Source organism: Kistimonas ophiarachnellae (assembly GCF_057552235.1).
This window is the reverse complement of sequence record NZ_BAAJPA010000002.1, coordinates 138,165-150,584: the sequence shown is the minus strand read 5'-3', so window position 1 is coordinate 150,584 and position 12,420 is coordinate 138,165. Positions and strand designations below refer to the sequence as shown.

10 protein-coding genes are annotated in these 12,420 nt (G+C 53.1%); 7 read left to right on the top strand and 3 right to left on the bottom strand.

The genetic code is table 11. From position 1 onward, the window contains the following. Positions 1-7 precede the first annotated feature (7 nt). Entirely contained in the window at positions 8-3,115 is a 3,108-nt protein-coding gene (locus tag AC27K1_RS02910; protein WP_487148176.1) for a MexW/MexI family multidrug efflux RND transporter permease subunit, read from the top strand. 66 nt (positions 3,116-3,181) lie between these two features. On the opposite strand, the gene AC27K1_RS02905 is transcribed toward AC27K1_RS02910, so the two are convergent. Together AC27K1_RS02905 and AC27K1_RS02900 are read right to left on the bottom strand one after the other, a co-directional pair. Further along, the gene (locus AC27K1_RS02905) at positions 3,182-4,057 is read right to left on the bottom strand and encodes a cation diffusion facilitator family transporter (protein WP_487148175.1); all 876 of its coding nucleotides are present in this window, start codon (positions 4,055-4,057) and stop codon (positions 3,182-3,184) included. Positions 4,058-4,294: 237 nt separating this feature from the next. Beyond that, on the bottom strand, positions 4,295-4,450 hold the full coding sequence (locus AC27K1_RS02900; RefSeq protein WP_487148174.1) for a hypothetical protein: 156 nt from the start codon (positions 4,448-4,450) through the stop codon (positions 4,295-4,297). A 377-nt stretch (positions 4,451-4,827) separates the two neighbouring features. Here AC27K1_RS02900 and nagB point away from each other — a divergent pair, with 377 nt between their 5' ends. The 3 genes from nagB to AC27K1_RS02885 are packed head-to-tail and all read left to right on the top strand — an operon-like array spanning position 4,828 to position 8,022. Next, positions 4,828-5,628 (top strand): glucosamine-6-phosphate deaminase, encoded by an 801-nt coding sequence (gene nagB, locus AC27K1_RS02895; RefSeq protein WP_487148173.1) that lies wholly within the window; start codon positions 4,828-4,830, stop codon positions 5,626-5,628. 1 nt (position 5,629) lies between these two features. Then, positions 5,630-6,814 carry an N-acetylglucosamine-6-phosphate deacetylase gene (gene nagA, locus AC27K1_RS02890; RefSeq protein WP_487148172.1) on the top strand — a complete coding sequence of 395 codons (1,185 nt, stop codon included), beginning with the start codon at positions 5,630-5,632 and terminating at the stop codon, positions 6,812-6,814. After that, positions 6,811-8,022 carry an ROK family protein gene (locus AC27K1_RS02885; protein ID WP_487148171.1) on the top strand — a complete coding sequence of 404 codons (1,212 nt, stop codon included), beginning with the start codon at positions 6,811-6,813 and terminating at the stop codon, positions 8,020-8,022. Before nagA ends, AC27K1_RS02885 begins: the two co-directional genes overlap by 4 nt. 52 nt (positions 8,023-8,074) lie before the next feature. On the opposite strand, the gene AC27K1_RS02880 is transcribed toward AC27K1_RS02885, so the two are convergent. Beyond that, complete coding sequence (locus AC27K1_RS02880) at positions 8,075-8,329, bottom strand: glutaredoxin family protein (protein ID WP_487148169.1); 255 nt, start codon at positions 8,327-8,329, stop codon at positions 8,075-8,077. Between the two features lie 222 nt (positions 8,330-8,551). Between AC27K1_RS02880 and AC27K1_RS02875 the strand changes: the two genes are divergently transcribed. The 3 genes from AC27K1_RS02875 to AC27K1_RS02865 all read left to right on the top strand — a co-directional run bounded on the left by AC27K1_RS02875 (position 8,552) and on the right by AC27K1_RS02865 (position 12,164). Then, on the top strand, positions 8,552-10,534 hold the full coding sequence (locus tag AC27K1_RS02875; protein WP_487148168.1) for a cation:proton antiporter domain-containing protein: 1,983 nt from the start codon (positions 8,552-8,554) through the stop codon (positions 10,532-10,534). 188 nt (positions 10,535-10,722) lie between these two features. Further along, positions 10,723-11,901 (top strand): hypothetical protein, encoded by a 1,179-nt coding sequence (locus AC27K1_RS02870; RefSeq protein ID WP_487148167.1) that lies wholly within the window; start codon positions 10,723-10,725, stop codon positions 11,899-11,901. Between the two features lie 65 nt (positions 11,902-11,966). Further along, positions 11,967-12,164: a DUF2970 domain-containing protein gene (locus AC27K1_RS02865; RefSeq protein ID WP_487148165.1), complete on the top strand. Its 198-nt coding sequence runs from the start codon at positions 11,967-11,969 to the stop codon at positions 12,162-12,164. The last annotated feature ends 256 nt before the right edge of the window (positions 12,165-12,420 follow it).

The following is a 12,420-nucleotide window of genomic DNA, read 5'->3' as shown; positions in this document are numbered from 1 at the left end:
AAGCCGTATGTCTGTGACAACCCGCAAAGCATTTACCGATATTTTCATCCAGCGCCCCGTCCTTGCCACCGTGGTCAGCCTGCTGATTCTTCTCCTGGGATTGCAGGCCTTCCAGAAGCTCCCCGTGCGCGAATATCCCGCCATGGAAGACGCCGTGATCACCGTCACGACAGTCTATCCCGGCGCCAGCGCCAAGCTGATGCAGGGCTTTGTGACAACACCTGTCCAGCAGGCCATGGCCGGAGCGGAGGGCATTGATTACCTGACCTCCAGCAGCAGCCAGAACACCTCAACAGTCACCGCCTACCTGCAACTGGGATACAGTGCCGACCGGGCACTGACGGAAATCATGGCCAAGGTCAACGAGGTCAGAAACCAGCTGCCGTCTGAAGCAGAAGACCCTGTCATCACAAAAGGTGACAACAAGGGTTCCGCCCTGCTCTACCTGAGTTTTTACAGCGATGCGATGAGCAACGAGCAGGTGACGGATTACCTGACCCGGGTTGTACAACCCAGGCTAGCAACCCTGGAAGGTGTCGGGAGCGCGGAGATACTGGGCCAGAAGACCTTTGCCATGCGCGTCTGGCTCGATCCGGTGCGCATGGCCGCCCTGGGCGTTACGGCAGCGGATATCAACCAGGCGATTCTTGACAATAACTTTCAATCTGCCGCGGGTGAAACCAAAAGTTATCTGACCGTTACCAGTGTCAACGCCCGCACAGACCTGAGCAGCGAAGCGGCCTTCCGTCGCATCATTGTCAGAAACGATGACGATACCCTGGTCCGGTTGCAGGATGTTGCCGACATTGAGCTCAGTGCAGAGAATTTCGACAGTTATGTGGCCTTCAACGGGATTCAGTCGGTTTACATCGGCATTTCCGCCACGCCATCCGCCAACCCCCTGGATGTCATTGATCGGGTCAGGCAGATTCTACCCGGCATCAAGGCCCAACTCCCCGATGTGCTCAATGCCGATATCGTGTATGACGCCACAGAATTCATCCAGTCATCCATCGATGAAGTCGTAAAAACCCTGCTGGAAGCGACGTTGATTGTCATCCTGGTGGTTTTCCTGTTCCTGGGATCCCTGCGGATTGTTGTGATCCCTGTCGTCGCCATTCCACTTTCCATGGTTGGCGTATTGTTCCTGATGCATCTGATGGGTTATTCCATCAACCTGCTGACACTCCTGGCCATGGTATTGGCCATCGGACTGGTAGTGGATGATGCCATTGTGGTCGTGGAGAACATCCATCGCCATATTGAGGACGGCAAGCCCCCGTTTGAGGCTGCGCTGGCAGGCGCCCGTGAAATTGCCCTGCCGGTCATTTCCATGACCATTACCCTGGCAGCAGTTTATGCCCCGATCGGATTCATGACCGGCCTGACCGGGAGTTTGTTCCGGGAATTTGCCTTTACGTTGGCAGGCGCCGTCGTCATCTCCGGCATTATCGCGTTGACACTGTCTCCGATGATGTGTTCCCGGTTATTACAACCGGCCGGCAATGACAGTCGGTTCGTCCAGTGGCTGGATCATCGTTTTGAGCAACTGAAAAACACCTACCAGGCGGTCATACGCCGGGGACTCGCTTACCGGGGTCCCACCCTGCTTTTTGCCGCAGTGGTTTTCTGCGCCATTCCCGTGATGTTTATGGAAACCCGCAGCGAACTGGCGCCTAACGAGGATATGGGCATTATCTTTGTCATGTCCAAATCCCCCCAGTACGCGAACATTGATTACCTGAACCGTTACACCGATACCTATGAAGCCATTTACCGGCAGTTTCCGGAATATGAGAGTTCGTTCCTGGTGAACGGTGATGGCGGCCCTAACATGTCGTTCAGCGGTATGCTGCTGAAACCCTGGCATGAACGCCATCGCAGCCAGTTCGCCATTCAAAAGGACTTGCAGAACAACCATCTCAGCCAGGTTGCCGGTCTGGAAGTCTTCTCCTTCAACATGCCCTCCCTGCCCGGCGCGGGTGGCGGCTTGCCGGTACAACTCGTGGTAAATACCACCAGTGACTACGAAACCCTTTACCAGATTTCCGAAGCACTGACAAAAGCCGCCCGGGAATCCGGACTGTTCATGTTTATCAGCAATGAACTCCGTTTTAACCGGCCTGAAACCCAGTTGATGGTCGATCGAAACAAGGCGGCCAGCCTGGGCATCAGCATGCGGGATATCGGCACTACGCTGTCGACCATGCTGGGTAACGGCAATTTGAACCGGTTCAGCATCGAAGGACGCAGTTATAAGGTGATCCCCCAGGCGCCACGGGAATTCCGGCTTACCCCTGAGTGGCTGGAACGTTACTACGTTCGATCAGAGTCTGGCGATATGGTGCCATTATCCGCCATCGTCACCGTCAGCGCTGAAACACAGCCCAACCGGCTGACCCAGTTCCAGCAGCTCAATTCGACCAAACTTCAGGGCATGCTGACACCCGGGGTCAGCCTTGGCGAAGCACTTGCATTCCTGCAGGAAAAAGCTGCCGAGATCAATCCGGAGGGCTTTGGTATTGATTATGAGGGCAGCTCTCGCCAGTACATTACAGAGGGGCAAGCCTTGCTGGTGACGTTCGCTATCTCCCTTCTGGTCATTTTCCTGGTGCTGGCTGCCCAGTTTGAAAGTTTCAGGGATCCGCTGGTTGTCATGGTCACGGTGCCCATGTCCATTTGTGGCGCCCTGATCCCATTGGTGCTGGGCAATATGTTTGAGCATGGCTTAGGTATCAGTGTCACCATGAACATCTATACCCAGATAGGCCTGGTCACATTGATAGGGCTGATTACCAAACATGGCATTCTGATCGTCGAATTTGCCAACCAGCTGCGCCGGGAACAAGGGCTGGATATCCGCAAAGCCGTGGAAGAAGCCGCAGCACTCCGGCTCCGTCCGGTACTGATGACGACCGGGGCTACCGTGCTCGGGATTGTACCGTTGCTGCTGGCTTCCGGCGCCGGCGCCGTGAGCCGTTTCAATATCGGTCTCGTTATCGCCAGCGGCATGATGATCGGTACGTTGTTCACACTGTTTGTGGTGCCGGTAATCTATACCCTGCTGGCCAGAAAAACCGTGCATAAAACGAAACCCGCCACACAAACCGTTTAACCTCTCAATAAAAAAAAGGCTACCGGTTTATAAAACCGGTAGCCTTTTGACTGAAAGATCAATGACTCAGTCTGGATCCAGGTGAAACGTAACATCTGCATCCGGCATCCACTCAAGGATAGCCCGCTTGACGTTGCCACCTATATCATGCGCCTTTCTAACGCTCTGATCCCCCTTTACATCCAGATGAAACTGAATAATGGGTACAGCACCTGATATACGGGTTCTCAGGTTGTGAACGCCCTGAACCCCGTCAATGCTGAGAATGGTCTTTTCGATGCGTTCCAGCTCTTCTTCCGGCAATGCTCTATCCATCAACATCTGGATGGCTTCCCAGCCCACCTTGCGGACACTGTTAAGCATATACAGGGCAATGAGAATACCGAAAATCGCATCCGCCTCCCTATAACCGGCAGCCGCCAAAGCCAGGGCCAGAATAACGCTCAGATTGGTAATCAAGTCCATTCGATAGTGCATTTCGTCAGCCTTGATCGCGATGGACTTAGTCTGACGAATGACATAGTTCTGAATCAGCAATAACACTAGAGTACAGACGATCGAGAAGGCCATGACCATTATGGCGATCTGCTCATTGTCGATCTCCACGTCATTGGTCAGGTCATTGATCGCATGGAGAATCAGAAAAATGGCAGAACCCGCAATGAACGCAGACTGAGCCAATGCCGCCAGCTGTTCCGCCTTGCCATGACCAAAGTGATGGTCTTCATCGGCCGGTTTCAGCGCGATATAGACGGCAACCATGTTGACCAGCGAGGCAAAGGCGTCCAGCGTTGAATCAATGACCGTGGCCATCATGCTCACCGAGCCGCTGACCCACCAGGCAAACAGCTTGGCCACAATCAATATGACTGCGGTGACAACCGACGCGGTGGATGCCAGCCTGAGCAGCCGTGCATGACGCTGCGCGTTTGAATTAACCATAAATCGTTTTTTCAGTTTGCCCTCAACAATCCTTACATTACAGTAACGGCTTTGTTGCAGGGAAACCAGATCAAAAGTGTTAGTACAGTTAAACCAAAATGTTATTTAAAACTATATTGCTAAGCTTGGAAAAACACTTTGATATCATGCCGTTAGGAAACATCTTAAAGGCTACCTATCAAACAAAGAAGGAAAGATTGCCTCTTCCCTTCCTGTTTTGACCTGTCATGCAAGATGTCAGAACTGCAAACCTTTCGCCAGCGCTGCAGCCTGATCGCCTGCCAGCAAATGAATAACGGTTTCGCTAATAAGCATCTGCCCCAGCAACCCTGAGACTTTCAATTTATCCCGGTCCAGACGTTCAGGGTTAAATCGTTCAACCCGAACTCGCATCGTGGCCAGCTGTACAGGACTGGTAATATTCTCACGACCGCCCAAAGCGGCAAAACACGCTTCTAGCAGTTTCGCTGCGCTGTCATTGTTATTGACTGAAACACTTTCAGGCGCGCGCTGCAGCCGACGATCTTGCGTGCAAACCGGTCAGCCAGCAGCGTTTACGGCATCATCGCACCTGCATTTTTTATATTGTGAAATATATAGCGATAAATCTTATGTCCGAATCAAAAAAACAAGCTTGAACGAAAAGAATTTGACCCATTAACCGCCTATTATTTTATTATGTAAATTATCTAAAAATTGATCTTTAACCTCTGGTTCGGTGTCTGCTCTTGCCTTAAGCGCCATCCGAAGTGACTAGCCGGGAGACAATCATGCGTCTTATCCCTCTGCGAGATGCTCATACTGCAGGACGCTGGACTGCACGCCATATTGCAGACCGCATTCAGGCATTTAATCCCGGCCCAGACCGTCCTTTCGTTCTGGGGCTGCCAACCGGCAGCACCCCATTGATGACTTACAGGGAACTGGTGCGCCTTCACCGCGAGGAAGCACTCAGCTTCCGGCATGTCATCACGTTCAACATGGATGAATATGTCGGCCTGACGACCGGACACGCCCAGAGCTATCGCACCTTTATGGATGACAACCTGTTTCGACATATCGATATACCTGCTGACAACATCCACTTTCTGAACGGCAACGCCAGGGATCTGGAAGCCGAATGCGAGCGCTATGAAGATTGCATCGCAGCGGTTGGCGGCATTCACCTCTTCTTTGGCGGCGTTGGCCATGATGGCCATATCGCGTTTAATGAGCCCGGGTCTTCCCTGGGCTCGCGTACCCGAATCAAGACACTGACACTGGATACCCGCCAGGCCAATGCCCGTTTTTTCGATGGTGATATCAACCAGGTACCCAGGCTCGCGCTGACCGTCGGCGTGGGAACCATCATGGATGCCGACGAAGTTATCATTCTTGCTACAGGTTCAGGCAAGGCCCGCGCCGTCAAGGCCGCGGTGGAAGATGCAATTAACCACATGTGGACGATCTCAGCATTGCAACTGCATGCCAAAACGCTACTGGTCTGCGATGAGGCCGCCACGCTGGATCTTACGGTCAGGACGCTCCGGTATTTTGAAGGCATTGAAGCAGAACATATCCAGGGATTTTGAGATGGACACCTGTCAATCAGAGACTTTTGCGCTGACACACGGAAATATCGTTTCGGCCGGGGCAATCCTTGAAAATCAATCGGTCATCATTTCAGAGGGTCGTATTGAGGCCATCATTCCTGACGACCTGGTACCTTCAGATATCGCCGTACACTCGCTTGGCGGCCAATGGCTCTGCCCGGGATTTATCGATCTCCAGCTCAATGGATGCGGCGGGGTTCTTTTCAACAGTGCGATCAATACAGAAACACTGGATGGAATGCACCAGACCAACCTCCGACATGGCTGCACCAGTTTTCTGCCGACACTGATCACCTGCGACGATAGTGATATTGAGACCGCCATAGCAGTCACTGCCGACTACCAGAAATGCCATCCCCAGCGGGTACCGGGTCTTCATATTGAAGGCCCCTGGCTAAACCCCAAGCGAAAAGGCATTCACGACATTCATCATGTGCGACAGCCTGACCCTGTCCTCCTGCGGCTGATCTGTGACAACAGCAGCACAATCCGCATGGTGACCCTTGCCCCCGAAGTCTGCCCGGCTGGCACCATTGAGCAGTTAACGGAAGCAGGCATCATGGTGTCTATTGGACACACTGCAGCCACCAGCACGGAGGTTGCAGCCGCAATCAAGGCTGGCGCCCGTTTTGCCACACATCTGTTTAACGCCATGCCTCCTCTTGCCAACCGCGAACCCGGCCCTGTCGGCGCCATCCTGGATGATCCTGGCATTCGGGCAGGGATCATTGCTGACGGCATTCATGTTGACTGGCAGAACATTCGCCTGGCATGGCGTCTGCTCGGCAGCGAAAGACTCTGCCTTGTCACTGACGCCACGCCGGCCGCAGGCGCCCAGATCGAGCAATTCCAGTTTGGCGGCCAGACCGTCTATTATCGCGAGGGCAAGTGCCTGAGTGCGGAAGGCACTATCGGCGGCTCCGCACTGACCATGGACCGGGCAGTCAAACACTGTATTGACCAGATCGGAATCCCGCTGACAGACGTCATCACCATGGCGACAGCCACCCCCGCACGCAGCATCGACATGGATCAACACATTGGCCAGATCAAACCCGGCATGCAGGCAAACCTTGTTATCCTGGACCAGAATTTCACCGTCACAGCAACGGTTGCAGACGGCAAACTACGGGAATGGCGCAACGAGACACACAGCACGTCATGAAACAAACGGAATCCACGGGCCAGGAGCTCAGATTACACCCTATTGCCACTGTCTACAGAACCATCGACCAGTCCGGCCCCCTGTCCCGGATACAGCTTGCCCGTGAGTGCCTGATGGCACCAGGCACATTGACACGCATATCACGCCTGCTGATGGACCACCAGCTGATCCGGGAAGTCGCATCACAGGCGTCCACCGGTGGTCGTCGCGCCGTTTCGCTGGCCATCAACACACAAGCCAGGCAATTACTGGCAGTGAGAGCCGGCCGCAACCAGTTTCATCTCGGACTCTGTGACCTGTCCGGACAATTAATCAGGAAGCATACGGTGGATGCATCCACCGAATCAGAAGCAGGGTTCTGCAAAGCCCTGATCCAGGCCATGCGAGACTTTATTCGCAGCAATGCTCGCGAGATAACATCGCTCACAGGCATTGGCATCACTCTTCCCGGCCTGATAGACAGCAAGGCCGGTATAGTTCATTTCATGCCCAATATTACTGTCCGTCAGCTGAATCTGGCGAAACAGGTACAACAGGCCCTGGAAATCCCCTGCTATATCGGTAATGACACCGCTGCCATGTGTCTTGCGGAACACTATTTCGGCGCAACACAAGACAGTAATAACAGTCTGTTCATCAGCATTCATAACGGCGTGCGTGCAGGCATGATGATTCACGGGGAACTCTTTGAAGGTAGCCTGGGCGCAGCCGGTGAGATCGGTCACATCCAGGTTGATCCGTTGGGGCAACGCTGCTACTGCGGTAATTATGGCTGTCTGGAAACGATGGTCTGTAACCCTGCCATTGAGCACCGCTATAACCAACTGGCGCAGGACCATCGTGCATCGGCAGATTGTGGACCAATAGAACACCAATCTATCAGTGACATCTGTGTTGCGGCCCAAAACCAGCACCCACTGGCGGTGAATATCCTTAAAGATGCCGCAAAACACCTTGGCAACGTCATCGCCATGAGCGTTAACCTGTTACGCCCCGAAAAAATCATCCTATCCGGCGAAATTGCAGCGGCTTTTCCGCTCATAGCCCCCGTCATTCAACATTCCCTGGAAACAGGCACGGTCCAGGGAGTTTCTCGCCCCCCTGCCCTCGAAGTTTCGACGATTTACCAGCAACGCTGGTTAGGGGGAACCGCCCTGGTAAAACGGGCTCTGCGCGATGGCAGTCTGTTGAGCCAGTTACTTGAATAACACGTAGAGATGAGCCCGAGCCACCAGTTTGAAGATTCGCTTTGAACGCAGGTCAACTAACCTGTTCAGCGCCTTCGAGCAGGTTAAGGGCCTGCTGCGCATCAAACGGCCAGCCCAGCTCTCGACCATCGTGCGCCGTCTGTATAACGGGAATCCGCTCACCATATTGCTCAATCAGCGCATCGGATTCGGCAATATCAATCAACTCCAGGGCAAATTGTTCTGCGGGTTTCAGGTTCAGCAACATTTCCAGAGCCTGCTCGCACAGGTGGCAGCACTCTGTTGTATAGAGGAACAGCGTAATCATGATAACCCCCATTTGGCCAGTCAGCGCCCCTGACACTGGACTATGCTCTTTATGAATGAAGTATGTCAGTAAATCTTACAGATATAGTGAGTAGTAATAACATTCCTGTCTGTCACCAAACCACCAGCACGCGTAAAATAACGTGATAAATCAACTGGCTGCAACAGCGTCTGCAGGCCAGGGATGACAACGAAATAACTAACTGTCGTAACAGGGGATTGCATGGATTTCAGCTTTTTCAACCAGCTTCTTATTATTTTCTCCCTCTCAGTGGTTTGTATCGCTGTCTTCCACCGCCTGCGCATCTCCGACACTTTAGCCTACCTGGTGGTCGGCCTGATCCTTGGCCCGACCGCCACAGGCGTCATCGACGGCAGTTTTGATATCAGCCTGCTGGCAGAAATGGGCGTGGTATTTCTCCTGTTTTCCCTGGGACTGGAGTTCTCACTGGCCAAGATGATGGCCATGCGCAAAGTCGTGTTTGGCCTGGGCGGCCTTCAGGTACTGATCAGCACCGTGCTGATTGGCTTTTGCGGGCTCCTGCTGGGCTTTTCCCATGCCGGGGCGCTGGTGATGGCTGCCGGATTGTCCCTGTCATCCACGGCGATTGTTTCCAAAGAACTCTCACGCCGCAACGAGATCCGGTCTGACCATGGCCAGCTGGCTATTGGCACACTCATCTTCCAGGATATTGCGGCGGTCTTCTTTCTCATACTGGTGCCTGCCGTCGGCGGCTTTGGCGAATCCGGCCTGGCAATGTCGCTGCTGGTCAGCCTGGTCAAGGGGGGGCTGTTTGTCGTCTTTATGCTGATGATCGGCCGCTGGCTGATGCCACGGATATTCCATGAAATTGCCCGTGCGCGCTCTGAAGAGCTGTTCGTTCTGACGGCTATCGTCGTCGCATTGCTGGCAGCCTGGCTGACGCATTTACTGTCTCTATCCATGGCACTGGGCGGATTTGTTGCCGGCATGATGCTGGGCGAAAGCCATTACCGCCACCAGGTAGAGGCAGACATCCGCCCGTTCCGTGACATTTTGCTTGGTCTGTTCTTTGTCTCGATAGGCCTGATGCTGGACCTGGATCAATTCCTGACCCAGTGGCACCTTATCCTTCTGGCCAGCGCCGGATTGATACTGTTCAAAGCCCTGTTGATCAGTCAGCTGAGTTATTTTGTTTTTCCAGACCGCAAGGCTGCTATTCGCACCGGTCTGTCACTGGCCCAGGGTGGCGAATTCTGCTTTGCACTGGTGGCGCTGGCAGCCAATAACCAGTTCCTGCCTACCAGCACCAGTTCGCTGATCCTCTCTGTCACCATCGTTTCCATGGCTGTGACACCACTACTGATTCGCTACAGCGAAACCATCGCCGAGCGCCTGACCGGCGAAAGCAGGAAGCGCCCCACCATGACCTCGTCTGCCGACCGCATCCGGCAGGAAACAGAAAATATGGAAAACCATATTTTGATCTGTGGCTACGGACGTGTCGGCCAGGCCATCAGCCGTTTCCTGGATAAAGAGGGCCTGCCTTTCGCGGTACTGGATGACGATCCGGTCCATGTCCGGGAAGCCACACGGGCCAGCATGCCGGTTTTCTATGGCGACTGCCAGCGGCTTGAACTGCTTGAAGCGGCCGGACTCAAGCGTGCCAGGCTGGTTGCCATCTGCATCAACAACTCCCGTAACGCCCATGCGGCCTTAAAAAAAATCCGCAGCGTGAATCCTGACATTCCGATACTGGTGCGTACCCGCGATGATGCGATGATGGACACCCTGAAACGGGATGGCGCCACCGAAGTTTTCCCGGAAGTCCTTGAGTCCAGCCTGCTGATTATCAGCCATGTGCTGCACCTTCTGGGCCATAACAAACTGGCGGTCGCCCAGCGGATTGACGCAGTAAGACGCCAGCATTACAACATTTTGCATGGCTCTTTCTTTGGCACCAGCGAAGCGCTCCATGACCTGGATGGCAACCCTCAGCAGTTCCTGCATGCCGTGACCCTGCCTGAAAAGGCCTATGCTGTGGGCAAGCGGATCTCAGAGATTCCTCTGGAGAAAACCGGTGTCCATGTACAAAAGCTAACCCGTGAGGAAACATCCGTTCCCTTGTGCAACGATCCGACACTATGCCCTGAAGACGTCGTACTGATCAACGGAACCCCTGAGCAGATTGAACACGCCGAAGCGGTTTTGTTAAGCGGCCAGTAATATCCACCCACACCGGATGAACCAGGCCAGCCTGGTTCATCCGTTTTCCAGAACGACATCCATCAGACTGTTCTATACTGGCTGAGCGTTTGTTGCATGCCCCTTCCTGTCGGTGATTAAGCCTATCTACCGAACGCTTCCTATCCCTGATTTTCACGACTGACCGGTGACGAGCCAGGAGCTAGACCATGTTCCCCGCAAAAATACCGATCTTACTGACCAGCTTTTTCCTCCTGTCAACCAGTGGAGCCGATACGACTCAACGCATCAACCTGGCGGGTTCCATGCCCGACCGCGGCTTATGGACCCGCACCTTTACCGACCTGCTTCGGACCGACCAGCCGGATCACTGGGGCAACTGGAATCTTGATACTTCCATTACGGCAGGAGCCATTGGTTATATCAACACCAATACGGGTGAATTCGAACGAATTGGCATGGTGCCCAACATTACCACCAGTAAAACACCCATGTCGGAAGTCATGAAGCTTTCAACAGAGTATGTCACGACGTCTCAATTCAATGTAAACCTGGGCGACAAACTTCCCTCACGGGACGACTCATCATCACCGGAAATCGGTACTACGATTCAGTGGACATTCAAAAAAAGCGGCTCCATAGCCACCCAGTGGGCTGTTTCCTCCCATGAGCGTGTGGATACCCCGGTCAATGTCATGAAAGACAACATGACATGGCTCCAGTCGGAAGCCGCCAAGGTCAACATGTATGATTCGGATTATGGCATTTCACAAGGGTTTGGCATGGTCACCGGCGTCATCTGGGCGAAAAGCGGTATGAATGCCGGCTCACTGTCTGACAACGCAACGTGGAGTATTACGGGAAAAGCCAGCAATATAGAGAGTATGCTCGGGAGTGGTTCGGTAGAAGCCTCTTTCCTGAAAACGGAATCCACCGGCGCCATCTCAACCCATACCTGGCCTGGCAACGCCAACTCGGTGACAAGTACACTGGTACCCATCGCGTTCAGCTTCGCCTCTGTCGACGGCGCAACCATCATTCCTACATGGATAGGGATGATCAATGCCTTCCAGATCATTCTTAACAACCACCATGGCAGCTATATCGTGAACGCCGATCTCCATTACAACACCACTGATGGAGAGGTTCACGAGCATACACAGCTCAGTGGCGGACTGACCCGAACATTTGGCAATATTCCACTGGATGCCGCCCACCTGCGGCTCGAGCTGAAATTCATCGGCATGATCAACAGTGACCACTACACCATTCACTGGGACAACCCACTGGGTCACTGGCTAACCGGGCAACGACATGTTGAACTCCATGGCTACTGGCCTGGTCCAACCTCTTACACCATACTGGAGGAGCAATTTGCTGATGAGTAAACACGCATGGAACGGCGATAAAGAACATTGCCCTTTCAAAAACCCTTTAAATCACAAAGAAAAACATGACGCATAAAAAAGGACTACGGATACTTCGGATTTTGCAGAGCGTGTTGGCTGCAGCATTTGGCGTTCAAAGCAACCGAAATCGTGAAAGGGATTTCACTGAAGGGAAACCCGGCCACTTCATTATTGCCGGGATACTGTTCACTGTGGTTTTTATTGTTGTACTGATCAGTATCGTTAATACCGTCCTCGGTTAAAACTGCTCTTACTGACCACTGACCCAATAGACTGCAGCAACCACTACGATCATGATCAATGCAACGGCTGCCCACGCATCAGTCTTGCTATCTGTTTGTTCGGTTTCGTGAGACATGACCTTCCCCTCGCTTTGTTTCAAAAAATGTAACCAGACCAGACTAGCGAATGTCAGGGGTTTCAACAAGCTAACACCCTTCTTATTACTTTTAACAAGATATTTATGACCAAATATTACTTTTAAATATATAAGAGCAT

What these genes read in the sequence shown, in the direction of transcription:
- AC27K1_RS02870 (WP_487148167.1), top strand. Translation starts at nt 10,723, where the DNA reads ATGTTCCCCGCAAAAATACCGATCTTACTGACCAGCTTTTTCCTCCTG.
- AC27K1_RS02900 (WP_487148174.1), bottom strand. Translation starts at nt 4,450, where the DNA reads ATGCGAGTTCGGGTTGAACGATTTAACCCTGAACGTCTGGACCGGGAT.
- AC27K1_RS02875 (WP_487148168.1), top strand. Translation starts at nt 8,552, where the DNA reads ATGGATTTCAGCTTTTTCAACCAGCTTCTTATTATTTTCTCCCTCTCA.
- AC27K1_RS02865 (WP_487148165.1), top strand. Translation starts at nt 11,967, where the DNA reads ATGACGCATAAAAAAGGACTACGGATACTTCGGATTTTGCAGAGCGTG.
- AC27K1_RS02880 (WP_487148169.1), bottom strand. Translation starts at nt 8,329, where the DNA reads ATGATTACGCTGTTCCTCTATACAACAGAGTGCTGCCACCTGTGCGAG.
- AC27K1_RS02905 (WP_487148175.1), bottom strand. Translation starts at nt 4,057, where the DNA reads ATGGTTAATTCAAACGCGCAGCGTCATGCACGGCTGCTCAGGCTGGCA.
- nagB (WP_487148173.1), top strand. Translation starts at nt 4,828, where the DNA reads ATGCGTCTTATCCCTCTGCGAGATGCTCATACTGCAGGACGCTGGACT.
- AC27K1_RS02885 (WP_487148171.1), top strand. Translation starts at nt 6,811, where the DNA reads ATGAAACAAACGGAATCCACGGGCCAGGAGCTCAGATTACACCCTATT.
- AC27K1_RS02910 (WP_487148176.1), top strand. Translation starts at nt 8, where the DNA reads ATGTCTGTGACAACCCGCAAAGCATTTACCGATATTTTCATCCAGCGC.
- nagA (WP_487148172.1), top strand. Translation starts at nt 5,630, where the DNA reads ATGGACACCTGTCAATCAGAGACTTTTGCGCTGACACACGGAAATATC.